The organism is Nonomuraea purpurea (assembly GCF_042650645.1).
Lineage (GTDB): Bacteria > Actinomycetota > Actinomycetes > Streptosporangiales > Streptosporangiaceae > Nonomuraea > Nonomuraea purpurea.
This window is the reverse complement of sequence record NZ_JBHSBI010000036.1, coordinates 35128-60029: the sequence shown is the minus strand read 5'-3', so window position 1 is coordinate 60029 and position 24902 is coordinate 35128. Positions and strand designations below refer to the sequence as shown.

The window sequence follows — 24902 nt, the reverse complement described above, 5'->3', positions numbered from 1 at the left end:
AAACCTTCCGGGCCCCTACCGTGCCCCGGAGCCCGCCACCACACCGGGGCGGCGACCGGCACGGAGGGGCCCCAGGTGTATTACGACCCGAACGAGCACAACCCTGAACGCGGCGCCGAGCAGGGGGCGCAGCTGCGCCGGGTGCGGCGCGACTTCGCCGGTCTGATCATGCTGGCCCTCGGCGCGCTGGCGACCGTGGTCGCCGTGGCCGGATGGCATCCGCTGGTGGGTGTGGGCTTGGCCGGCGCCTATCTGATGGTCGGTGGCTGGTATGTCGCCTCCGACTCGTCCGAGTAGGCCGGGGGCGCCCTGATGGCACGCCGATTCCTGCCCGGTATCCGGGCCGCCGAGACGTCCGCCCTACCGGCCCCCGGGCTCTCCGAGGGCGAGCGCCGCGCGCTGATGGAGATGGAGCTCAAGGCGCTCGTCCCCGACTTCGGCACCGTGGCGGTGTCCGATTGGTCGTCGAACCTGTCGGCGGCCGCGCGCCGCGCCTGGCCGGTGGACCGGGCGGTCGCGGAGGCGTTCGAGCGCACCGTGTGGGTGTTCAAGTCCGTCGACTCGATCGCGGAGCATCAGGCCGACCTCGATTTCGTGCTGCGTCACCGCACGTCGGGCGAGCTGGTCGAGGATGACCCGCTGCTCGACCTGCTGAACGACGAGCAGGCGAACGAGTTGGAGACCGGCAGGCAGTTCCGCTATCGGCTGTCGGCGCAGATACTGCTCAGCCCGCGGGGCGCGTTTGTGGAGGTCACGCGTGATCGGCGGGGTCGGCCGATCAGGCTCGACTTGTTGCCGCCGGGCCGCACCAGGCCAGTCCCTGGGCTGAACGGCAAGCTGCTCAGCCATTTTGAGACGATGACCCCGGACGGGATCCGCGTGCCCGTACCGGCCGAGCGCGTCAGATGGTTCCGGAAGCCTCACCCGACCGACGCCTACATGGGCATCACCCCATTGCAGGCGGCCGGAATGGCGGTTGACCAGGACTTCCTGGCGAAAATCTACAACTCGTCGTTCATGCTCAACGACGGCCGCCCCGCTGGCATCGTCTCTGTGGAGGGTCGCACGAATCCGGCCGAGGCGGCGAAGCTGGAGGAGCGGTTCGGGCGCGGCCCTGTCGAGGCGGGCAAGCTGACCGTGATCGGCGGCGGCAAACTCTCGTACGTCGACCTGGGCGCGACACCGAGAGACATGGCGTTCGGGGAGATGGCCGCCCGCGCCAAGGAAGAGGTGTTGGCGGCGTACGGCGTCGGCGAGACCGTGCTCGGCAACTCGTCCGGCCGGACCTGGGATAACGCCGAGCAGGAACTCTTCACGTTCTGGACGATCACCATGAAGGGGCACCTTCGGATCGTCTCGACCGGGTTCGGGCCCGACACGGCCAAGGGCGTGCGCGGCGAGTTCGACACCTCGACGGTGGAGGTGCTGCGTCGGACGGCCGAGGCCCGCCGCCGGGAGGCGCGCGACGAGGTCAAGGAAGGGCTCATCAGCCCGGACGAGTACCGGACGATCGCCGAATACGAGCCGTACGACCTGCCCCACACCAGGGCGATCTACATCGCGCAGGGCAAGACGCCGATCCCGACCAGGCCGGAGGACGCCGAAGCGCTCGGACTGGCCTCCCCTGACGCGGCTGCTGCTCCCCCGCCCGGGGAGGAAGCCGCCTCGGGCGAGGAACTACCGCCGGGCGAGGAGCTGCCAGAGGGGCAGGCCGCGCCGGACGGCGGGGAGGTGGACGACTCCGATCCGGCCACCGGGCAGGCGATGGCGATGCTTCAGGGGCTGCTCGACGAGGACGACGAACCCGACGAGGACGCCCCCGCCGGCGAGGGCCAGGACGACGAGGACGACGAGCCCGACGAGGAGCTGGGGGGTCGGCGACGGGCACGGACGCGGGAGACGAAGGCCCTCACCCCGGTCGGGCCGCAGGCCGACGACGTGCGCGACCGGATCGAGCACGACATCCACGAGGCGCTGGAAGGGCTCGTGCGCAGGCTCGTGAAACGCACCGCCGCCCGCGCCGCATCCCCCAAGACGCGCAAGCATACCCGGCACTTCGCCCCCGAATACAAGGCCGACACCCGCGTCGGCACCGAACCTCTGGACGTCGACCGGGTGGCCGACGTCGCCCACTGGCAGGAGGAAGCCGTCGCCGTGCTCACGCCCGTCCTGACGGCGGCGGCCGGTGCGGCGGCCGGGCCTGTCGCGTCGCCGTGGGTGAGCGTGGCCGCGCCGCTCCTGCAGGCGCGCGACTGGCTCGTCTCCCAGATCGTCGCCGCCGCCGGGCGGCTACGCGACCTGATCCGCGAACGCGACATCGCCGGGGATGACATTGATCGACTCGTGGCCGAAGTGCGCGCCCAGCTTCCCGGACTGGAGACGTGGGCGGCCCGCGCGAGCACCCGGGCCGCTACCGCGTTGACGCACGCCGTGGAGTACGTGGTCGTGATGGACGCGGCCGGGCCGAACGGCATGGTGTCGGCGACATGGCGGGCCCGCGAAGACGGCGACGTCCGGCCGACGCACCGGGAGGCGGACGGGCAGGTCCGGCGCGGGGGCGAACCGTTCGAGGTGGGTGAGGCGCTGCTGCGATGGCCGGGCGACTTCGACGGCCCGATCGAGGAGACCGCTCACTGCCGGTGCCGCCTGCGCTGGGTCGTCTCCCCCGCCTGACCATCCCGGCGCGACGTTAAGCCTCGAAGTCGGCACCCTGCACCCTCGCACGCACACGCCGGGGGCATGGGGGCTGGTTTGTCCGACTACGACGCTTGGGATGTCAAGGCACGCCGCGGGTTCGGCGCCAAGTTCGATGACGACCTGCACCCGCGCGACCGCAAGGGCCGGTTCATCGAGACCAACGCTCTCGTGTCGGTGTGGGGCGGTGGCCGAGGCACCGTCGTCAAGAACGTGGGCGGCGGTCGGCTTGAAGTTCGCATGCAGGACGGCAGCGTCCAGCGGATTCACCGCAACTACCTGACGGTGCAGAAGCGGCCGGACGGTAGCAAGCCGACCAGCAAGGCCAGTGCCAACCCGGCGTCCATGAAGGTCGAGCAGGCCAGTGCGGACGCGGCCGACTTCACTCCGGACACCCCGGACGGCCGTACCCCGGTCCGGAATCTCAAGAGCGGCCAGGCCGTCATCGTGTACGGCCGTGCCAGCGACCCGACCGGTGAGACCGACCCGGGCGATGACGTACGCCAGCACGTCGGCACGGTGCGGTGGGTGCGGCCCGGCCAGAACGGTGGCTGGACAGTCCGGCTCGCCGAGGCGGACGAGACCGCGAAGCCCGTCGATGTTGGGATCAGCGACCGGAACGCGGTCGCCCGCGTCCTACCTGCCGACAAGATGGCCGAGCTGACGCAGGCCATCCACGACGGTAAGCCGGAGGCGGCCGACCTGGCGCGCTCCCTGCTCGCCGACGCGCTCGACCAGGACGACCGGGAAGCCGACTGGCAGGGCCTCTCCCCCGACGCCGGATGGGACGAGTGGGCGGCCGAGCTCAACGAGCAGTTCGGCATCAACGCCGCCAGTGAGGACCTTCAACGAGCCTACGACAGCACCACCGGCGATCAGCGGGTCCGGCAGGCCGCGACCGCCAACACCGACGTCGGCAACTTCGGGCTTTTGTTCGGCGAGGTCCTGCAAGACCGCATCGCCGACGAGATCGACCTGACCGGCGGGCTCGGTCAGGCGTACTTCGCCAACGACACCCGATTCCGCGACGCGTTCACCCGCGCTGCCAGAGACCGCGCCCACCGGGAGATCCGGGAAGGGCAGCCGGGCGGCCAGGCCGAGCAGCCGAAGCCCGCCAGGACACCGGCCACGCCGCGCACCGTGGTGCCGGGCGACCTCGAGACCGGGGATCGGGTCACGTTCGACATCCCCGTCACGGCGGCGAACGTCGAGCGCTTCGCAGGGCCGGGAGCGAAGAACCCGCCCAGACCGGGCGCGTCGGTGACCGTGCGCGGCGTGGTCGAGGGCGTGGAGACCGACATGTTCGGCGGTTCCACCGTGCATCTGCGGCGGGACGGTGCCCAGTGGCAGGGGGCGGGCGGCGGCGGCCGACTGGACGGTGACGGGCTTGATTGGCCACTGGATGAGGACCACGCCGTTCACAAGACAGGCAAGGCCGACGCCCCGCAGCAGCGCCGTGGTGGTAGTGCCGCGCCGGTTCGGACTGCACCGCAGGGTGGTCTGTTCGCGGATGTGGGCCGCGAGGCGCAGGGCACCGAGGACATGTTCACCGCGCACGAGCGCGATCGGGACCGAGAGGACGAGCCGAGCCCAGCGGCCAGGCCCGCCCAGGCTGAGCCGGAGCGGCGTGAGCGCGCCCAGGCCGAGCCCGAGCGACGCGACCGCGACCGTGCCGCCCAGGAAGACGCCGGGCGGGAGCGGGAGCGCGCCGACGAGCCCGAGGAGCAGGCCGAGACGACCCCGGACACCGCTGTGGCGGACGCCGGGGGTGAGGAGCGCGCCAAGGAGCTGTCCCGGCAGGCCAAGCAGGCATTCGAGGCCGGCGACTACGGCCGCGCGCTGCGGCTGCACAGTGAAGCCGTCGAGGCGTGGCCGGACATGAACGACGCCACCCGGGCGCGAATGGACCGCAACCGGCAGGTGATCCAGTCGCATTGGCGGCGCAAGGGCAGTGACGAGGACCTGGCGGGGTGGGCGCGTACGGAGCTGCGTGGCCAGCCGGACACGGATGAGGTCACGCCGTTACTGAAGGACTTGGACCGGGGCGACCGCGTGTTCCTGCCGAACCCGGGCGGGCGCGGCGGCCGAGAGGTCATCATCCTCGGCGTTCCGGAGAAGGTGGGGACGGGCCCGCGGGCGCGGGGCCGCATCTCCTACATCATGCGGGACGGGAGGCGCGGGACTGAGGCCCGTTCGTGGAACGCCCGCCTGACCGTGCTGCGCGGCTGGGAGCCCCTGCCCAAGGATGATGGCACGGCCGAGGCAGGGCCGGACGACACGCGGCGGCTGGAGCGTAACCTGTCCGTCCGGCCGGGACTGCTGCCCCGCGACGTCGAGCAGCGCCTCGCGACAGCGCGCGGACGCCTGATCGAGACCCTCGGCGGAAACGACTACCGCGCCGTCGAGCAGGCCGCTTCCGACTACCAGCGGGAGTTGAACGCCGCCTACCAGGGGCTGCCCCGCCACATGCCGAGGCGGGACATCGCGCAGAACGAGATCACGAAGACGAACCGTGCGGTTGGGGTCGCTCGGCACGAGTGGGCGATGTCCCACAACGACCTGCCTGACCCGCGCACGCTCGACATGACCACGCTCAGCGAAGCCGAGTTGGATGAGCTGGCGTGGCGGGCGCGGAACTCGCCGATGGGGGCCGGCTTCGGTCAGCAAATCCTGACGATGGTGACCGACGAGGAGAGCCGCCGGCGAGCTGAGGGAGAGCGCAGGCAGGACGAACCGGCACAAGTTGACACGAATCGTGATGATCGTGTTACCGTAAGTTCTACAATGGGCGCCCCCAAGACCGGGCCCGCGCCGGACGAGGGAGACGACGATGGACTACGCGGCGATCGCGCGCAGGCACTGGGAGACGTACCTGCCGACAGCGCTGAGCGAGTTGGAGGACCCGGACGAGCACTTCGCGGCTCTGGCGCATCAGGTGGAGGACAGGATCGACGAACTGGCCGAGGAGATGGCCGGGCCGGCGCCGGACGGGGAGACGTTCGAGGAGAGGCTGGGCAGGCTGGCGACCGCGCAGCGCGGGGCGCGGGAGATAGTGATGAAGGAAGAGATCTTCCTGCCCGCCGAACCGGGTCTGGAGGACGCCGAGCTTCCGCCCCGGTAGCCGACGCCGACGCCGGCGGGTTCCGGCCGGCGTCGCAGGACGACCTTGCCCCCTCCGGTGAGAAGGCCAAGGCCAGAGCGAACATCGCCGCCGTCCGCCTGCTGCGACAGCTCCAGGCCGAGGACCGGCCCGCGACCGAGGACGAGAAGCGCATCCTGGCCCGCTGGTCCGGGTGGGGGTCTCTGCCGGTCGTGCTCGACACCCGGCCGTCCGAGCGAGCCAAGGAGTTCCGCAACCCGGACGGGTCGGTCAACCGCGAGAAGTACGAGCGGGCCGTCAAGCGGTGGGAGTCCTTCGCCCCCGAGCGTGACGAGCTGCGGGCGATGCTCTCCGACGAGGAGTGGAGAGAGGCCTCCCGCAATACGCTGAACGCGCACTACACCGACGCCTCCCTCGTCGGCGAGGTGTGGGACGCCGTCCAGCAGCTCGGGTTCAACGGCGGCAACGTCCTCGAACCCGGCAGCGGTGTCGGCACGTTCATCGGCATGGCGCCCGAGCGGGCGCACATGACCGGCATCGAGCTCGACTCGACCACCGCGGCGATCTCCCAGCACCTCTACCCGAACGCCACGGTGCGCAACGAGTCGTTCGCCGACACGCGCGCCCCAGACAACACCTTCGACCTGGCCATCGGCAACGTGCCGTTCGGCGACTACTGGCTCGTCGACAAGAAGCACAACCCGGGCGAGAAGCACTCGATCCACAACCACTTCATCCTCAAGTCCCTCGCGCTGACCCGGCCCGGCGGTCTGGTAGCGGTCGTCACCTCCCGCTACACGATGGACTCGGAGAACAGCGCGGCCCGCCGCGAGATGGCCGCCATGGGCGACCTGGTCGGCGCTGTCCGGCTCCCATCCGGCGCGCACCGCAAGGCCGCCGGTACGGACGTCGTCACCGACCTGCTCATCTTCCGCAAACGGGACGAGGGTGAGGAGCCGGCCGACACGTCCTGGATCGACGCGCCCAAGATGGATGTCAACGGCCACCCCCACCCGGTCAACACCTACTTCCAGCAGCACCCAGAGAACATCCTCGGCGAGCAGACGACCGGGCGCGGCCAGTTCTCCGATCACGACCTGATCGTGAAGGGCGAGCGCGACGCCGCGCCCGCGCTGCGGGAGGCGCTGGCCCGGGTCGTGGCCGACGCCCAGCAGGACGGGAAGACGTTCGAGCAGAGGGCGCAGGCTGCCGCGCCGATACGGCTGGCCGCCCGCGACGAACGACACGACGGCGCGCTCACCCTCACCCCGGACGGCACCTTCACCCAGGTCCGCGACGGGCAGGCTCAGCCCGCGGCCGTGCACCCCTCCCAGGTGGAGCAGCTCACCGGCCTGGTCGGACTGCGGGACGTCGCCCGCGAACTCCTCGCCGAGGAGTCCCGCAGCGACACCGACAGTCCGCGCCTGGCCGAGCTGCGCGCCGAGCTGAACCGCCGCTACGACGCCTACACCGCCAAGTACGGGTCGCCGTCCAAGAAGGCCAACCGCCGCTTCACCTCCGAAGAGGCCCGAGCCAAGGCCGTCGCCGAGGGCCGCAAGCCGGGCGCGAAGGACATGACGCCGACCGCCGTGGGGTGGCTCAAGTCCGACCCGGCCAGCGCGATCGTCTTCAAGGGCCTGGACCACTACGACGCCGACAGCGACACGGCGCGCAAGGCCGACATGCTGGAGCGGCGGGTGATCGGCGCCAAGAAGCCGCTCACCTCCACCGACGACCCCGGCGAAGCGCTCGCGGTGGTGCTCGATCAGTTCGGCGAGCTCCGCCTGGACGAGATTGCCCGCCTGCTGCGGGTGGATGAGGAGACCGCGCGGGAGCGGCTGGGCGACCGCGTGTACGACGCGCCCAGCTTCGTGGTCAAGGACGGCCTGGTGCTCGACACCGGCGAGCCTGACAAACTGGTCCCGGCCGCGGAGTACCTGTCCGGGAACGTGCGGCACAAGCTCATAGCCGCCCAGCGGGCCGCCGAGAACCACCCGCGGTTCATGCTGAACGTCGCCGCGCTGGAACGGGTTCTCCCCCGCGACCTGACGCCCGGCGAGATCGACGCCAAGATGGGCGCCGCCTGGATCTCGGCCGACGTGGTGCAGGAGTTCCTGCGCGAAATCCTCGGCGACTCCTCGGTGCGGGTCAACCACGCCAGCGGCTCCCTGTGGGAGGTCCTAGGCGACAAGCAGGGCTACGAGGCCCGGCACGTCTACGGCACCAACCGCGACAACTGGACCGCCCTCGGCATCGCCGAAGCGCTGCTCAAGCAGACCACGATCAAGGTCCGCAAGAGCATCGGCGACGGCGTCACCGTGCCCGACCCGGCCGGGACCATCGAGGTCCAGCAGAAGGCCCAGGAGATGGCCGAGCGGTTCTCCGAGTGGGTTTGGGAGAACCCCGAGCGGGCCGACCGGCTGGCGCGCGTCTACAACGACCAGTTCAACAGCATCGTTCTGCGCTCCTACGACGGGGCCGAACCGGCGCTGCCCGGCATCGCCGCCGACTGGCAGGGCAAGGTCGCCACCCACCAGAAGGCGGCCGTCGCCCGCATCATCAACGAGCCCGCCACCCTGCTCGCCCACGAGGTCGGCGCCGGCAAGACGGCCGAGATGGTCATGGGCGCGATGGAGCTACGCCGGACCGGCATGGCCAGCAAGCCGACCATCGTGGTGCCAAACCACATGCTGGAGCAGTTCACCCGCGAGTTCCTGGAGCTGTACCCGAACGCGAACATCCTGGCCGCCGGGTCGGCGGACCTGACCGGGGAGAAGCGGCGCGAATTCGTCGCCCGCGCCGCGACGAACGACCTCGACTGCGTCATCCTCACGCAGAAGGCGTTCGAGAAGATCGACATGCACCCGGACAAGCAGCGCGACTACCGGGACAGCGAGCTGAACAAGCTGCGCGCGTCGATCGCCAAGGCGAGGGAGTTCGGCGAGGACTCCCGCCTGCTCAAGCGCCTTGAGCGGCAGCTCGTCCAGGCCGAGGAGAAGCTGAAGGCGAAGCTCGACTCCAAGAAGGACGAGGGCAACGTCTACTTCGAGCACACGGGCATCGACTACGTGTTCGTTGACGAAGCCCACATGTACAAGAACCTGCGCACCGCGAGCAGGATCGAGGGCGCCTCGATCGACGGGTCGGGCCGCGCGAGCGACTTGCACATGAAGCTGCACCACCTGCGCGAGAACTCCAGAAGCGGCCGCGTGGTCACCTTCGCTACGGGCACCGACATCGCCAACTCGGTGACCGAGGCGTACGTGATGATGCGCTACCTGCGCCCCGACCTCCTCCGCGAGGCCGGCATCGACGACTTCGACACGTGGGCGGCGACGTTCGGTGACGTGATCGTGGATGTGGAGCTGAACCCGGACGGGAACGGCTTCCGCTCCAAGGCCCGGTTCGCGAAGTTCCGCAACGTGCCCGAGCTGCTGCGCATCTATCGGGTGTTCGCCGACGTCAAGACCGCCGAAGACCTCGGCCTGCCCACCCCGAAGGTGCGGCGCGACGCCAACGGCAACCGCGGGGAGACGGTCGTCGTCCCGGCGTCGATGGAGCAGCTCGACTACATCAAGGAGCTCGGCGAACGCGCCGAAAAGGTCCGCAGAGGTGCGGTCGAGCCGGACGAAGACAACATGCTCAAGATCTCCGGCGACGGCAAGCGGGCCGCGCTGGACATGCGGCTCATCGACCCGACCACGGACCAGGCGGGCGGGAAGATTGAGGTCGCCGCCGACAAGATCGCCGAGATTTTCGAGCACTCCAAGGACTGGCAGTACCCGGTCGCCAAGGGCTCCGACGAGATGCACCCGACCACGGGCGCGCTCCAGATCGTGTTCATGGACCAGGGCACCCCCAAGCCCAAGAAGAAGCCCAAGTCTCTGCTGCCGAAGTCGACCAGCGTTCGCGCCAACACCGCCAAGGTGGGCGACTGGCTGATGGACGACCGGAAAGTGCCGCACCAGATCACCCGGATCGAAGCGGGCGAGGATGACCAGCTCCTGATCCATCTGGAGAGCCCCGGCGGCACCCCGGACATGATCGAGGTCGGCCCGAGCAGCTTCCTCAACCAGGTGCCTGACCCCGACACGTGGGCGAAGAAGGACGGCGACCAGGAGGCGCTGGACGCCCCGGTCGGTGACGGGGACACCTCGACGTGGGCCGCCTACGACGAGATGAAGGCGCAGCTTGTCGCTCGCGGCATCCCGGCCGAGAAAATCCGCTACATCCACGAGGCCAACACCGACGCCCAGAAAGCGAAGCTGTTCGAGGAGGCCCGCACCGGCAAGATCGCGGTCCTGCTCGGCTCGACGGAGAAGATGGGCACGGGCACCAACGTCCAGGCCCGCGCGGTCGCGCTGCACCACATGGATTGCCCGTGGCGGCCGGCCGACCTCGCGCAGCGCGAGGGCCGCGTGGAGCGGCAGGGAAACCTGAACAAGGACCTGCACGACCAGGACGTCCGAATCATCCGATACGTGACGGAAGGAACGTTTGACGGCTATTCCTGGCAAACGGTCGAGAGGAAGCAGAAGTTCATCGCGCAGATGAAGCGCGGCACCCTCGACATCCGCGAGATCGAGGACATCGGCGACTCGGCGCTGTCGTTCGCCGAGGTCAAGGCCCTCGCGACCGGTAACCCGTACCTGCTCGACCACGCCAAGGCCAACACCGAGCGGGAGCGGCTGGACCGGCTGGAGCGCGCCCACCAGCGCACCCAGGGCACTCTCGTCCAGCAGATCAAGCAGGCCGAGGGCACCATCAAAGACCTCACCTCCGACATCGCCGAGTGGCGCGAAGCCATCGCCCAGCGGACAGAGACCCGCGGCGACGACTTCACCATGAGGCTCGGCGACCTGGAGACCAGCAAGCGGGCCGACGTCTACGAGCCGCTGCTTGCGGCGGTGCGTGAGGTCCGTGACGGCGTCACCGCTGAGGGCCACAAGGTTCAGATCGGCGAGCTTGGCGGCCACCCCGTGTACGCGTGGAAGGACCGCCGCTACGTCGGTGACCGCTTGTTCCGGGTGGTTGAGGTCGGGTTCGATTTCGCCGGCGGCGCCAGTAGCTACCGGCCGGAACAGCTCACGGACGGTTCCGGGAACGGCATCCTGCGCGCCTTGGAGAACCGCCTGTCCGGGCTGGAGCCGTCGATCGAGGCGGCCGGGAAGCGGATCGCCACCCTGCAGGAGCAGATCGGGAAGCGGCGGGCGGACATCGGCAAGCCGTTCAGCAAGGCTGATCAGCTCTCCTACTACCGGGAGCGGGTCCGGCTGCTGAACGAGGTCCTTCAGCTTCAGTCGAACCTGGACGAGATCAAGGACCCGGAGAGCGACGCCTACAAGGAGGCCCAGACTGAGCTGACGGTGCTCAAGGGCCGGTTGGACCTCCTGCAGCCGCCCAATCCTGCGGCCGCCGACGAGCCGACGCCGACGCCGGAAGACGTGAAGTTCGAGGACCCCACGCCCACAGTCCACACCGACGACGACGGGTTCGCCGTCCCCGCCGTGCCCGACGCCGACGCGGCGCCGGGCGGTGACGTCGACCAGGCGGACGCGCCCGAGCCGGATGGAACTTCCCGCGCGGGAAGTTCAAATGATCCGGGAGAGTCCGGCTCGGTCCCGGCTGACGCGCCCGAGGGCGGTCAGGGGTTGCCCGAAGGGCTGAGTGAGGCTGACGGTCGCGCTCTGGAGTCGCTGATCCGCGAGGAGGCTGCCGCCTACGCCTGGACGGGGTCGCCGAGCCGGTACATCGCTGAACTGTTCGCCAAGCAGACCGGCCGCGCCCGGTTCGACGGCGACTCCGACCCTGCCGTGGAGCGGTGGGTGGACGACTACCTCGCCGCCAACCCGGACGTGCGCGAACTGTCCGCCGGGGCGCGTGAGCAGTTGCGGCGGGAGCGTACCGAGCGTGAGGCACGCGACCGTGACCGGGCGATTGCCTTGTCCCAAGAGGCGCAGGCCCGATCGGCTGAGGGCGACCACGAGGGCGCGCTGTCGCTCATTGATGAGGCCGAGCAGGCGGACCCGCGTGCCCGCAACTGGGAGCGTATCCGCGGCATTATCCGGGACCGGCAGCAGGGGGCGGATGGTGCGGTCAGCGAGCCTGCCCCCCGAGAGGAGACGGCCGGGCAACTGCCCCCGGTCCCGGTGGACGAGCCGGACAGCGCGCTCGCAGACGTGGATGAGCCCGCCCCGCTGGACGAGCCGGCGGCCGACGTCGTGCGGGAGACGGAGGCGGTGGACCCCGAGGCCCTGATGCCGGGCGACCGCATCCGAATCGTCCGCACCAGCGACGGCGTGCGCCGCGTCCGCACCCGTGGCGGCGGCACCAGGCTCGCCCAGTCCGATGGCCGGGTGTGGGAGGGCACCGTCCCCGACAACTACCGGCCCGGCAGCGCCGTACGACTCCGCGACGTGGTCGAGACCGAAGGTGGTCAGCCTCCCCGGTACGTGGCCGATCCCGGCCTTGTGCGGCTCACAGACGCCGTTGATCGTCTCGGGACGGACGAGGCGGCCACCTCGGCGGTTGAGGCCGCCAGGCTGCGCGACAGCCGCGAGCAGGCCCGCGAGCAGAACCGTCGCGAGCAGGCCGAGCGGCGCCGCCAGATGCTGGAGGAGGAGGGCGGCACCAGCCTGGCCGACGCCGTCGACGCGTTCGAGGCTGCCGCCGCCCCCGGCAGCGGCGCGTCCCGGCGGGAGATCGAGGACGCATGGCTGCGCGCCGACGCCGCGCTCGCGTCGGCCGAGGAGACCGCGACGCATTGGGCGCGTCAGGCGCAGCTCAAGACGCTCCGCTCCACCCTGAACGACCGGCTTCGCATGGCGGGCGGGCGTGAGGGTGACGCGCGCCGCCGGGCGGCCGAATGGGAGCAGGCCAAGGCCGACGCCGACCGGGTCGCCGATGACGGCGTACCCGAGCCCGCGCCCGCCGAGGACCTGCAGCCGGGCGATCGGGTGGACACGCCGGCCGGTGACGAAACCGTCGTCGTGGAGGAGGTCACCCGCGCGGGCGACATCACCTTCACGACCGAGCGGGACAGCCAGGACCGGCGCACGATCCGGGCCCGCAAGGAGGGTACGGAGGTCACCAAACGGTCCGGCGGCCGCAAGCCCCCGGAGATCGGCGAGGCGGCCGCCGCCGACGTCGTGGTGGGCGAGTGGCTGATCGACGACGACGGCACCGCCTCCAAGGTCACCACGATCGACAGGGACGGCGACCGGATCACGTTCGAGGTGCTCGGCCCCAACGGGCCCAGCCTCGTGGACGCGGACGCCGGCGAGACGGTGACGCGCGGGCGCGGGCTGCGCATGAAGCGGCCGCGCAAGCCTAGGCCGCCGCGCGAGCGCAAGCCGCGCTCCACGATCACCGCGCTCGATGACGGCACCCCCGCCACGCGGGTCCGGCTCCGGTCGGACATTCGTAAGCGGGTGCTCGGCCTGGCGATCGAGGACGACGAGAACGCGCCCGAGATAGCGCGTACGGCGGCCACGCGGCTGCGGGCCTCGCAGCCGGTCAGCGCCGAGCAGATGCGGGCCCTCGGCCAATACCTGCGCACGCTGGCCGCCCAGGACCGGCCCGCCGTTCAGCGGCGGTCTCTGGAGCGGGCCGCCTCCTGGGTGGACGCCTCCTACGCCCGGCTCGCCGGATACCCGGCGCCGCCGCACGAGTCCCACCGCGACGCTCCGGAGAAGGCCTACCCGGAGAACCTGACCGTCGGCGACATCATCGCCATCCCGGACAGCGCGGGCGGCGACATCCAGCCGGTGCGTGTGGTCGACGTGAAGCCGACGCCGCGCATGCCGTTCGTGACCGCCACGGTGGAGCACGGCGACGGCCGCCGCGAGCAACGCATCCTCGCCGCCGGGGTGGACGTCTACCTGATGCCGGACCTGCCCGGCGACGTGGACGTGCCGCCCACCCCGGATGACGAGTTCGACCCGGAGGAGCACATCCACCCCGACCGGCTGGAGGTCGGAGACGCCATCCGCCACAAGGTCGGGAACTCCCCCATCGGGCGGGTGATGGCGATCCGCAAGACGTCGCGGCCGTTCGCCGACACCGAAGAGTGGCAGGTGGATCTCGCCACCCTGGACGACAACGACCGGCCGATCCAGCAGGAGCGCGTCACTCTCTCCTCGCGGGGCGGGCCCTCCGTGGTGCGCACCTGGCGTGGGGAGCTGTCCAGGCCGCAGCCGTGGGACGCGGCGATCGACAACAGCAGCGGCGACGGCATCGTCACCGCCGACCAGCTCGCTATCGGTGACCGCGTCGCCATCCGCACCGTGATGGGCGAAGAGGTGGCCGGCACCATCATCGACTTCCTCGCGATCGTGGACGATGACGGGCTGCAGACGGCCCGCCGGGCGGTGCTGCGCGGCTACGACGGCGAGATCGATTGGTCTCCGCTGATCGACGGCGACGGCAGCGAGATCGTCCGCCTCGCGAAGGGCGGCGCCGGGGCCGAGGATCGCATCCGCGCCGAGATGGACGCGCAGGGCAAACGGAACCGGGAGCGCACCATCACCCGGGTTCTCGCGGACGCGGAGACTGGCCTGTACCGGGAGGTTTCCGCGCGGCTGCTCGGCGACCTCGACACGCGGCCGCTCGTGCCCGCCCGCGAGCGCGGCGACGACGAGGTGTATGCGCAGGCGCTCACCCGCCTTGAGCAGGTGTGGCAGAGCCAGCCCGAGGGCCTGGCCGAGCAGGTCGCCGACGCGCTCGCCCCGCCTACCGACGAGCAGTTCGACGAGCTCACCCGCCGCCTGGAGCCTGTCATGGCCGAAGTGCGGGACCGGGCCGCCGTGAACATGGTCACGGCGATCGGTGAGATCGACCCGATGCCGGGCGAGTCGTGGGATCAGGCGCTGCGCCGCGTCATGATCCAGTACCGGGACATGCCGCCGTCCGACTCGCTGGCGCGGGCGGGCGAGGCCCTGGCCAAGGCGGACCTGCGCAGTGCGACGGATGCGCCCGCGCCGGAGTTGCCCACGGTGAAGGAGGCCGACCTTCCCGCGCGGATGGCCGCCTACCGGGCCGCGCTGCCGGAGGATCTGACCAACCTGGGCCGCAAGCAGGTGCAGCGGCCGGTCTTCCGGTCGACGAGCCTCGCCGACCTGGAGGCCGGGCAGACGCCTGCCGCCGACACGGTCACCACGTGGGCCGACGACGTCGCCGCCGATGGCGGGCCGGGCGAACACGCGATGCGGCACCTCGCCGTGCTGCGCGCGGCCGGCGCCGACCTGGACGAGATCTACCGGCAGCGGTACGCGGCTGCCGACCCCGAAGGGATCGTGCGGGACTTCACCGGCGTCGAGCACCGGGCGAAGGAACTGCTCGGCGAGGCGTTCGCCGCCGACCGGAACCTGCTCGCGGCGAAGAAGCGGACCAGGACGAAGACGGCCAAGAAGTTCGGCTACTCGTCCATGCGGGCGCTCAACGCGGACGCTTCGTGGGAGGTGAAGCGGCAGGCCAAGGAGGCTTGGGAGGCGGCATACGCCGACGACCTGAAGGAGCGCGACGCGGCGCTCAACGCCTACCGGGCCGCCGCCGACGACGTGCTCGGCAACCTGCGTGCCCGCCGTGAGGCCCGCCGTGCCGCCGCCATGGAGGCGCTGGCCACCGTGCGGGACCTCGGCGGGGAAGGGCTCGAATACCGGGGCCGGTACACGGTCGGCGAGCTGTCCGAAAATGACCGGCTCGTGAAGGCGATGCGGATCGCTGAGGCTTCCTACCCGTCCGACTGGCTGGCCAGGGCACGCGAGGCGGGCCCGATCCGGGTGGACAGCGGCCGCGGCTACTACCTGGAGGGCGACGACCGGTCCAGGCCGGAGATCGCGCTGCCGTGGGAGGCGACGCCGAACGACGTGCCGCGTGACGGCCGGTGGGAGACGGAGGAGCCTTCCGCGTCCCAGATGGTCGGCAACAACAGCGCCACCCGGGCGTCGGTGCACGAGCTCGGCCACCACATGGAGAAGATCGTGCCGGGCCTGTTGGAGGCCGAGCGTGCGTTCCTGTGGGCTCGCACGTCTACCGGCCCTGTCGGGGAGCGTGAGCGAACGCCGACGATCCAGACGAACAACGGCGCGGACACGCTGTACGCCCACGACGGCGGGTTCGACCTGCCGTACTCGGGCCGCGAGTACAGTACCGGCTTCTTCGAGCTGTTCACGGTCGGCATGGAGTCGCTGATGGGCGGCTCCGCGCACCTGGACCAGGACGACGACTATCGGGCGTTCACGTTCGGTGCGCTCGCGCTGCTCGGCACCGGCCAGGATGGGCCGCGCCGGTCGCCGCTCGCTGGCGTGAACCTGTCGGAGCTGTCGGAGGCCGAGCTGCGGGCTCTCCTCAGCCAGGTGTGGGGCAACCCGGACGAGGTCGCCCAGGTGATGGCCGCGCTCGATCGGGTCGAGGCCAAGAACGACCCGCTTGCGGGCGTCCAGCTCGACCGGATGGACCTCGGCGATCTGGTGTCGCTTCTCGCCCAGGTGGACGACGACTACAGCGTGGCCCGCATCAGCGCCGCCATGGAGGCGTGGGAGGCCGAGCGGCGGGTGCAGGACGAGGAGGATCGGGCGTTCGCGGAGCGGTCGGCCCGCGTTGACCAGCTCATGGCCGAGGGCATGCCGGAGCTGGAGGCGTGGGCGCAGGTTCACGGCCTGTCGTACGAGCAGGTGGAGCGTGACGTGCGCGCCGGCGACCGGATGGCCGGGGAGACCCGCGATCAGATGGCCAGGCGGCACTACGACCTGTGGCTGCACAGCCAGTACCTTCAGGCGGTGGCCGATACGAAGGGCTACCTGCTCAACCCGCAGGGCGTGGCGGCGGGGGTGGACGAGAAGAGTTTGTTCTCCGGCCGCCGAGACCGCGCCCGCAAGTACGCGTCCGAGGAGTTGCGCCGCTGGTTCGACGCGAATGGGTGGATGAACTTCACCGAGTTCAAGGCGCAGATGCTTGACAGGGAACGGGACCAGCGGGCCGCCAAGGCGGGCCGCGGCGCACGAGACTTCAACCGGTAAGGGAGCTGACCAGATGAGCGAGGGCGTGTCGCGGGTGGCGCTGGACGCCGCCCGCACCGCAGGCCGCACCACGGCGTGGGCCGGGCGGCCGATCACGGCCTGCCCCTACCCGGCGGGGCCGCAGCGGTTCGCGTTCGTGGACGCCTACCTTCAGGTGCGTCCCCCTGCGGCCGGGGCGGTCGTCTACGACGACGTGCAGGAGGCGTGACCATGGAGAAGGTGTACGGCTACATCGACGGTGTCGCGTACGCGGTCACGGTCGGCGAGCCCAGGCCGGAGGCGGCCGACACGGTCGGCGTCGTGTCCGGCTCCCCCCGCGCTGTGTCGCTGCTGCGGGTCCGCAACGGCGACGAGATCCCTCTCCCTCACGGCCGCGCCATGAGACTCGACGTCAACAACGCGGCGTCGGTGCTGGCCGCGCTCACCGCCTGGACTGACCGCGTGCCGGAGCCGGGCAGCGTAGAGGCGGCCGAGATGACGTAAGCCGTCCGGCGGGGCATCCTCCCGCCCCATGGACTCGGGGATCTGGTGGCGTGTCGGTTTCATGATCGGCGTCATGCTCGGTGCGGCGCTCCTGCTGCTCTACATGACGCTGTGGGCGCCGCGCGTGGTCGTCCTGGTGCCGGCCGACCTGTCCGCCACCCCCCACACCACAATCGGGGGAAGAGATGACCTTGTACGCCAAGAGCGGCAACGCCTACACGCAGCTCACCAAGGCGGCGGCCACCGCGAAGACGGCCGCGTACGTCGAGCTGGACCCGCTGATCAAGATCAGTGAGGACCTGTTCGAGGGGACGCGGCCGGACGGGACGGTGTTCCCGGAGGGTCGGATGAGCGTGCGGTTCCCTGCGGGCAGCGTCGTACGCAAGTCGGTGTTCGACCGGTGCTTTCCCGACGCGACCATCGAGTCGGTGTTCCCGGCGACGGGCGCGGCAGCAGGCGGCACCGACCTCACGATCAGGGGCCGCAACTTCACACCCAGCTCCACCGTGACGATCGGCGGCACGGCCGCCGCTGCTTTGGTGGTGGTGGATGACACCACCATCCGGTGCAAGAGCCCGGCGCACGCGGCCGGCGCGGTGGCCGTCGTGGTGACCACGAATGCGAGCGCTGTGACGAAGGCGGACGCGTTCACGTACGCCTGACCCAGAGATGCCGCGCGCGCAGTAGCGGCGCGGAAGCGGACCCGGCAGCTCTCCGAACGGTGAGTCGGCCGGGTTTCGCGCTTCCTGGGGCCACCCCGGGGCGACGTTAAGACGCTGGCCTGGCACTCTCCCTGCGGACATTCGCCGGGAGGGGGCCCAAGGTGCAGGTGCAGCTCGAACACAAGTCGGTGGCGGTTTCGCCGATCGCCGCGGCGGCAGACGATCCCGTGGGGACGATCCGCTGCCTGGTCGCGATCACAGGGATCGAGGACAACGTCGGCGACATCATCATGCCTGGCGCGTTCTCCCGCACGATCGCCCTGCGCAAGCCGAAGGGCATCCACTCCCACGACACCAAGGCGTGGGTGTCCCGGGCGGAGGAGTATGAGGAGTGGCTGCCCGGTGATCCGCGCCTGCCGCAGGAAACCAAGGACGGTAAGCCGTGGCCGCCGGAGGCGGGCGCGGTGTTTGTGCGCGCGTTCTACAACCTGAACGCGAAGCGGGGCCGCCAGGCGTACGAGGAGGCAGCGTTCTACTCCGAGACGAATGAGCAGGAGTGGAGCATCGGCTACTCGGTGCCGCCCGGCGGTGCCCGCCAGGACACGAAGACCGGCGTGCGCCGCATCTATGACCTGGACTGGTTCGAGTATTCGCAGGTGCTTTTCGGTGCCGCCTCCCACACCATGACTCTGTCGGTGAAGTCCGGCATGCCGCCGGTCGAACAGAAGGCCGACCCCGCGGCGGACGGCTGGGACGAGCTGCTCGACGGCTACGACGAGCCCGCCGCCACGGCCGAGGCCGAGTCCGAGGAGGCGCGCAGCGTGGACGAGCTGCGCTCCATGGTGTCGCTTACCATCCCCGCCGACGTCGCCCAGGCCGTCGCCGTCGAGGGCGGGCTACCGGCGGCCGAGCTGCATGTGACGCTCGCCTACCTCGGTGAGGGCCTGGACGATGCGGTGCTGGCCGAGGCGGCGCTGGTGGTGGAGAGGGTGGCGGCCGAGTCGGGCCCGCTGTCCGGGATCATCGGCGGTGTCGGCGTCTTCCCGGAGGGGGACGACGGCATCCCGGCGTGGGTGCCGGTGGACGTGCCCGGCCTGACGGAACTGCGGCAGAAGGTCGTGGCCGCTCTGGACGAGGCCGGGATCTGGTACGCGGTGGATCACGGGTTCACCCCGCACATGACGCTCACCTACCTCGCCCCTGGCGACCCCATGCCCGAGCCCGTCGAGAGCACGCCGGTCACGTTCGGCGCGCTGACGCTCGCGGTCGAGGACGACCACGAGGACTTCCCTCTCGCCGCCGGTCCCGCCGAGACCGCGCCAGAACCCGAGCCGACGCCCGCGCCGGAGCCTGCGGGGCCGCTGGAGGACCTGGAGACGCCCGAGGACGGCGACAGCCTGGCCGTCAAGCACTCCCCCGCCCTGCAGGTGAAGGCGGGCCGCGTCCTGTCGGACCGCAACCTGCGGCGCATGCAGCAGGCTGCGGACATCCTCAAGGAGATCATGCGGGAGGCCGGCGTCGACGTCCCGGACGAGCACGACCCGACCCGCCGCCAGCCGCCGGAGCTGCCGCCAGAGCCGATGATTCACCCCGACTCGACCGCGCCCTCGGCGCTGCCCGAGGAAGTGAAGACGCTCACCGCCGAGCAGCTGCACGCCGGTCAAGCGATCCTCGACTTCCTGGAGACTGCGGGGTGAACGTGCTGCGGCTGGTGCCGGTCTCGTTCTCAGAGGCGCTCCAGGACGACCTCGCCGGGTGGGACGCTGGCCGCGCCGCCGCCCTCTAAGGCTGGGCGGGTGGGGTGGGCAGCGGCGCGTTGGGGCAGGTGGCGGCGATGGAGGTCAGCGTGTCCTTCTCCCGCTGGTCAGCGGCAAGGCCCCAACGCCGTTTGATCGCGGTCCACTCGGTGATGTAGCGGCACCGCACGGCTTCGATGGGCAGCCAGTCGGCCGGGTCCTTGTCGGCCTTCTGCCGGTTGGAGCGGGCGGTGACCGCGACCAGATGCTCAGGCGCGTCCAAGTAGTTGGCATACGCCTCGCGCCGGGCGGCGTCCCAGCCCGAGGCGCCCGAATCCCACGCCTCGGCGAGCGGGACCAGGTGGTCGACGTCGAGCTTGGCGGCGTCGTCGACAACCGTGTCGTCGTAGTAGCTATACCAGACACCGCCGGTCAGCTTGCACTGCGCGCCGACCGTGGGGGCGTCGATCGCCTCGGAGATGAGCACCTCGTACCGGGCCGAGCAGCCGTCGCCGTTGGCGTCGACCCAGTGCTTGAACGAGGTGCGTTTGTAGCCGTCACGGATCTCGGCCGCGACGGGCAGGTCAGCGACGGCTTGGTGCAGCAGCGGCGGCGGCGCGGCCGGCACTCGGTAGGCTGCGGCGGCGCCACCCGAGGGTGCTGCCGCCGCGGTGGCGGGGGCCGCGGTGGTGATGGCGGCGGTGACGAGGAGCGCTCCGGCAAGGAGCGCTGCGTGTCGCGGGGGGAGATGCACGTGTACCCACCTCTGTTGATTACTTAGCGCTGCGATTATGCACGTTAAGTAATCATGCGGTGGGGGTGGACGTCTCTGGCGTCACAGGAATAGTCACCTGTCCCCCAGGACACCCCGGGTCAAGCGCGCGTGGAGCTTCACCACGGTGGGATGGAAGGACGTCGCGGCACGGCGGCCGCGCGGCCCGTGGAACTGCCCGTCGAGGCCGCGCGGCGATGAAGCGGCGGAGCGGATCGGTCGCACCCTGTGGCAGGCTCCCGGCTCGGCTGGCTAGCTGCCGTAGTTAGTAGTCCAGGTCCGAGAGTTTGATCACCATAGCGCGCCCTGTAGCGTGTGCCGACCGTCAGATGCAGCGGTTTTCGGACAACCGCGTCATCATTGTTCCCCGCTCCGGCCACGCCCGCCAGTAGATCGTCCCGCACCGGAAGTTCTGATGAGCTTCGTTGCCCACCCGGTACTCACCCGACGTCGGGTATCCCAGCCATCCCCGCTCGCACCCTTCCTTGCACCACCTCTCGCCGATGTCTCCCCACACCGGCCACGCGTCCGTCTTGGGGTGCCAGTAGATCGTGCCGTTCTCGAACTGGGTGCGGCGGCCCACCCCGTCCGGGTTGACGAGTTCTTCGGTGCGGGGGCAGCCGAGCTGGCCGGTGGGGCCGCCCATCTGCACGTAGCGCTGCTCGATGGCGCCCAGGACTTTGAGGCCGCAATAGGTATGTGGTTCGTCGGCGTGTGCGGGCGTCGCTGCCGCCGCGATGAGCGCGCTGGCGGTGAGGGTGAGCGCGCTCAAGCTGGCGGCGATCCTGTCGCGTCGCGGCCTGGCGCTAGTGGTGGTGGTCAAGCGTGCACCGTCCTTTCCTGCCCCCTGCGGGGGTGGCGGGCAGCGGGTGTGTGGCGCCCTCTGCGGTTTCTGGCGATGCATACTTTGGCGGCCCCCAACGACCGTCACAAGGGGGGGTCCGAAACGTCCACATACGCCTGTCGGCTGAATGCGACGTAAGCGCGGGTTTGGCCTACCTTGCCGTCTTGATCAGGGGGTGTCCCGGTGCTGACCGGGCGCGGATCGCACACAACCGCACACCGATGTCAGCCAAACCGGGGGGTAAGGCAGATGACTGCCGTCGCAGAGAATGCGCGGATCAGGGAACTCAAGGGGCTCCTGGCCGAAGAGGGCTCGAAGATCGAGCGCATCCAGAACAGCATGAAGGACGAGACGGGCCGCGGCCACTACGTCATGTCCAAGGAGATGCACTCCGACTATCTCAAGAGTGTCCAGCGCGCCGAGGAGATCCAGGCGTTCATCGTCACCGAGCAGAAGGCTGCGGGCATCATGTCCTACCTGGCTGAGCCGGAGACCACGCCTGTCGCGGGCCGGATGGCGGCGGACCGGCAGCGCGGTCTGGAGCGCAAGAGCCTGTCCCAGCATTTCCTGGAGTCCGAGGCTTACCAGGACATGAAGGCGCGCGACTTCCGTGAGCCTCGCGGCGTCGTCACGATCGATCAGGGCTTGTATTCGTTCGAGGAGCAGAAGGACCTGTTCACCCTTTCGGGCGGCACGCACACCACGCCCGCGTTCGGCCACGAGGAGTCGGTGGGCATCTCGGAGCGGCAGCGCCGCCCCAACCGTGTCCGCGACCTTTTCCCCGCTGAGCGGACCACGGCCAACATCATCAGTGGTGTCCGGCAGACCGGTTTCGTCAACAACGCCGGCATGGTGCCGGAGCGGACGGCCGCGAATGGCGGCCCGGCGACCGGCGGCCCGACCGACACGTGGGGCAAGTTGCCGCGCAGCTCCATCCAGTTCGAGCCGTACACGCGTCCGATCAGCGAGATCGGACATTACGAGACGATTCACAAGAACACGCTGGCTGACGAGTCGCGGCTGCGCGGAATTCTGGAGCGGGACCTGATCGACGGGGTCAAGCTGAAGGAGGACGAGCAGATCCTTTTCGGTGACGGCCTCGGCGAGAACCTGCTCGGCATCACCCAGACGCCGGGCATCCAGCTCTACACGGGCCTGGCCTCGGACAAGAAGACGGCGCAGGTCCGCCGCGCCCTGACGAGGGCGATCCTGTCCTACTACGACCCTTCGGGCGTCGTGATGCATCCGCTCGATTTCGAGGACATCGAGCTGGAGGAGGACAAGCAGGGCGGCTACAGGGTGGCCGTGTCGGTCGCGATCGGAGCCGAGAAGAGAGTGTGGCGGCTCGCCGTCATCGACACCCCGGCCATGGTGCAGGGCCGCTACCTGCTCGGCGCGTGGGGCTACGGCGCGAAGTTGTTCGACCGGGAGACCGTGGTGGTCCAAGCCTCGACGGAACACGGCCAGAATTTCATCGAGGGAACCGTAACGATCAAGGCCACTGAGCGGATTGGCCTCGCAACCGACCGTCCGGAGTCATTTGTGTTCGGCTCCTTCACTCCGTACAGCGGCACATGAGCGGCCAGGTAGAGCAGCCGTCCGTCCCCACCGAGGGGGCGGGCGCCGCTGCCGTCAAGCACCCGAGCAACTGCCGCTGTATCAAGCCCAGGCCCGTCACGGAGGCCGGAGGCGAGGACGGCGGCCGCACGTACGAGGCGCGCGTCATGTCGTCCGCCTACCCGGTCCGCGCGGCCCGGGTGCCGAGCGAGAATGCGGTCAGCATCGACATCTACGAGCGGAACGGCTGGACGGCCGAGGACCGGGAAGGCCCGGCGACGATCGTCATCCCGTCCAAGGTCGTCATCGACGGTCAACCGGTCTACCTGCCCGCCGACTCGCAGATCAACGTCAAGGCCGGACGTTGCGCCAGCGAGGTCACGCTGACGCTGTTCGCCCGCCGGGTCCGCGTCGGGTTCGAGGACGAGCTCGACGGGCCGGTCGGCGTGCCCGCCGGGCAGACCACACCGGAGGCCGACGCCTGATCCAAGGCTCACCAGATCCCCGCCGTGCGCGCGGCGGGGATTTCGGCGTTCCCGCACCTCACGGGCCGAAAAGACGTAAGCGTGTGATCTTGCTACGGTCCCCCGCCATGACGACAACCCTCCCACCCGAGGCTCGGGCCCGCGCCGCCGTGCTCTACCAGTCGGGCGCCTCCATCCGCGCGATCGCCGAAGCCCTCGGCGAAAGCTACGGCCGCGTACGCAACGGGCTGATCGACGCCGGCGTGCCGCTCCGGCCACGCGGCCGCCCCCGCACCTCCCCCGCCCCCGCCGGTGCCGTTCAGCCGCCCCGCTCGGCGCCGAAGCCACGGCCCCGCCGCCCCTTCCCGCTGGAGAAGGCCACCGCCATGTACGAGGCCGGGAAGACGCTGCGCCAGATCGCGTCCAAGACCGGCTACTCCCGGTCGCGTGTGCACGTGTTCCTGACGGACGCGGGCGTCGAAATGCGCACCACCAAGCATCCGCGCGCCTCCCGCATCACCGCGGCGAAGCGGCGGGCCATTCTGCAGGGCTTCCGGGCGGGCCGCTCCCACGCCGAGATCATCGCCCAGGTTCGTACCACAACGGCCACGATCCACCGCGTTGTCAGCGACGCCGGGCTCGAACCGCGCCGCCAGACCCGCAAGTATGACCACGACCGGATGAAGCGGCTCCGTCACGTGGAGGGGTGGACGCTCGCGGCCGTCGCCGCCGACCAGGGCACAACCCCGCAGTACGTGTGGACGATCGTCAACGGCTGCCACCTCAAGTCGTACGTGCGGCGCGGCCGCCGTCGCGCCCACGCCGTCCCGGCCGAAGCCGATGCGACGTAAAGCCCGGCTTGTGCTTGAGTCGGCGGCGACTTCGAGCAGAACAGGTCAGGGAGGGCAGCGGTGACGACGAGCACGAGCCGTAAGGCACGCAGCAGCAACGCGGAGGCGACCGCCGCCGCCCCAGACCAGGCCGCCCCAGACCAGGCCGGCGTCGATCAGGGTCAGGCGGACGAGCCCATCGCGGCGGGCCCTGCCGCTGATCCGGCGCAGGCCGCGCCGCTCGACCCGCCCGCCCAGCCTGCTCCGCCCGCCCCGGACCCGGGGCCGGCGCCGAAGATTCGGATGCTGGCCACGCCGGGCGCCGAGTTCGTGGACCTGCTGTGGGGCGACAACGACCCCAGCAGGCCGAAGGAGAAGGCTCAGCCCGACGACCTGTTCATCGACCCGGGTGAACAGTTCTCCTACATGCTCGTCGCGCGCCCGTTGGTGAGGCTGTTCCACATGCCTGGCGGTGACGGCAGCATGCTCGGCGAGCAGCTTTTCAAGGGCAAGAACGTGCCGGTCGACAAGGGGCACGCGCGGAAGATCCGCGAGGACCTGGTGGCGATCCGCGCCGCCGAGTAGAAGCTCGCGCGGGCCTGGCCTGACGGCGACGAGCAGCACGGCTTGGTGTCTCTGGGGGGTGGCACCAAGTTTCGCGCTCGCGCCGAACGGGCCGGGCCCGCGCGGAAAGACACCGCTCCCAGGCTTGGTCCCAGCGGACGAGCCGAACTGAGGGACT

General features: G+C 70.5%; 13 protein-coding genes. 11 read left to right on the top strand and 2 right to left on the bottom strand.

Annotation, left to right across the window (positions count from 1 at the left end):
• Window positions 1-75 precede the first annotated feature (75 nt).
• From ACFOY2_RS45900 to ACFOY2_RS45870, 7 genes are all read left to right on the top strand, one after another.
• Window positions 76-297, top strand: coding sequence for a hypothetical protein (locus ACFOY2_RS45900; RefSeq protein ID WP_379534459.1), 222 nt, complete (start codon window positions 76-78; stop codon window positions 295-297).
• A gap of 15 nt (window positions 298-312) precedes the next feature.
• Entirely contained in the window at window positions 313-2673 is a 2361-nt protein-coding gene (locus ACFOY2_RS45895) for a phage portal protein (protein ID WP_379534458.1), read from the top strand.
• A 78-nt stretch (window positions 2674-2751) separates the two neighbouring features.
• Window positions 2752-16812, top strand: a complete 14061-nt coding sequence (locus tag ACFOY2_RS45890; RefSeq protein ID WP_379534457.1) for an SNF2-related protein — start codon at window positions 2752-2754, stop codon at window positions 16810-16812.
• A 13-nt stretch (window positions 16813-16825) separates the two neighbouring features.
• Window positions 16826-17020 carry a hypothetical protein gene (locus ACFOY2_RS45885; RefSeq protein WP_379534456.1) on the top strand — a complete coding sequence of 65 codons (195 nt, stop codon included), beginning with the start codon at window positions 16826-16828 and terminating at the stop codon, window positions 17018-17020.
• On the top strand, window positions 17017-17295 hold the full coding sequence (locus ACFOY2_RS45880; RefSeq protein ID WP_379534455.1) for a hypothetical protein: 279 nt from the start codon (window positions 17017-17019) through the stop codon (window positions 17293-17295). Before ACFOY2_RS45885 ends, ACFOY2_RS45880 begins: the two co-directional genes overlap by 4 nt.
• A 185-nt stretch (window positions 17296-17480) precedes the next feature.
• Entirely contained in the window at window positions 17481-17957 is a 477-nt protein-coding gene (locus ACFOY2_RS45875; protein WP_379534454.1) for an IPT/TIG domain-containing protein, read from the top strand.
• Between the two features lie 167 nt (window positions 17958-18124).
• Window positions 18125-19654 carry a 2'-5' RNA ligase family protein gene (locus tag ACFOY2_RS45870; RefSeq protein ID WP_379534453.1) on the top strand — a complete coding sequence of 510 codons (1530 nt, stop codon included), beginning with the start codon at window positions 18125-18127 and terminating at the stop codon, window positions 19652-19654.
• Between the two features lie 85 nt (window positions 19655-19739).
• On the opposite strand, the gene ACFOY2_RS45865 is transcribed toward ACFOY2_RS45870, so the two are convergent.
• Both ACFOY2_RS45865 and ACFOY2_RS45860 read right to left on the bottom strand, forming a co-directional pair.
• Entirely contained in the window at window positions 19740-20447 is a 708-nt protein-coding gene (locus ACFOY2_RS45865; protein ID WP_379534452.1) for an HNH endonuclease family protein, read from the bottom strand.
• Between the two features lie 343 nt (window positions 20448-20790).
• Window positions 20791-21288: an LGFP repeat-containing protein gene (locus tag ACFOY2_RS45860; protein ID WP_379534451.1), complete on the bottom strand. Its 498-nt coding sequence runs from the start codon at window positions 21286-21288 to the stop codon at window positions 20791-20793.
• A 204-nt stretch (window positions 21289-21492) separates the two neighbouring features.
• Between ACFOY2_RS45860 and ACFOY2_RS45855 the strand changes: the two genes are divergently transcribed.
• From ACFOY2_RS45855 to ACFOY2_RS45840, 4 genes are all read left to right on the top strand, one after another.
• Window positions 21493-22887 carry a phage major capsid protein gene (locus tag ACFOY2_RS45855; protein WP_379534450.1) on the top strand — a complete coding sequence of 465 codons (1395 nt, stop codon included), beginning with the start codon at window positions 21493-21495 and terminating at the stop codon, window positions 22885-22887.
• Window positions 22884-23351 (top strand): hypothetical protein, encoded by a 468-nt coding sequence (locus ACFOY2_RS45850; protein WP_379534449.1) that lies wholly within the window; start codon window positions 22884-22886, stop codon window positions 23349-23351. The genes ACFOY2_RS45855 and ACFOY2_RS45850 overlap by 4 nt, the downstream gene beginning before the upstream one ends.
• 107 nt (window positions 23352-23458) lie before the next feature.
• The gene (locus ACFOY2_RS45845; RefSeq protein WP_379534448.1) at window positions 23459-24181 is read left to right on the top strand and encodes a helix-turn-helix domain-containing protein; all 723 of its coding nucleotides are present in this window, start codon (window positions 23459-23461) and stop codon (window positions 24179-24181) included.
• A gap of 60 nt (window positions 24182-24241) precedes the next feature.
• Window positions 24242-24745, top strand: coding sequence for a hypothetical protein (locus ACFOY2_RS45840; RefSeq protein ID WP_379534447.1), 504 nt, complete (start codon window positions 24242-24244; stop codon window positions 24743-24745).
• Window positions 24746-24902: the final 157 nt, after the last annotated feature.

What these genes read in the sequence shown, in the direction of transcription:
- ACFOY2_RS45875 (WP_379534454.1), top strand. Translation starts at nt 17,481, where the DNA reads ATGACCTTGTACGCCAAGAGCGGCAACGCCTACACGCAGCTCACCAAG.
- ACFOY2_RS45885 (WP_379534456.1), top strand. Translation starts at nt 16,826, where the DNA reads ATGAGCGAGGGCGTGTCGCGGGTGGCGCTGGACGCCGCCCGCACCGCA.
- ACFOY2_RS45845 (WP_379534448.1), top strand. Translation starts at nt 23,459, where the DNA reads ATGACGACAACCCTCCCACCCGAGGCTCGGGCCCGCGCCGCCGTGCTC.
- ACFOY2_RS45895 (WP_379534458.1), top strand. Translation starts at nt 313, where the DNA reads ATGGCACGCCGATTCCTGCCCGGTATCCGGGCCGCCGAGACGTCCGCC.
- ACFOY2_RS45850 (WP_379534449.1), top strand. Translation starts at nt 22,884, where the DNA reads ATGAGCGGCCAGGTAGAGCAGCCGTCCGTCCCCACCGAGGGGGCGGGC.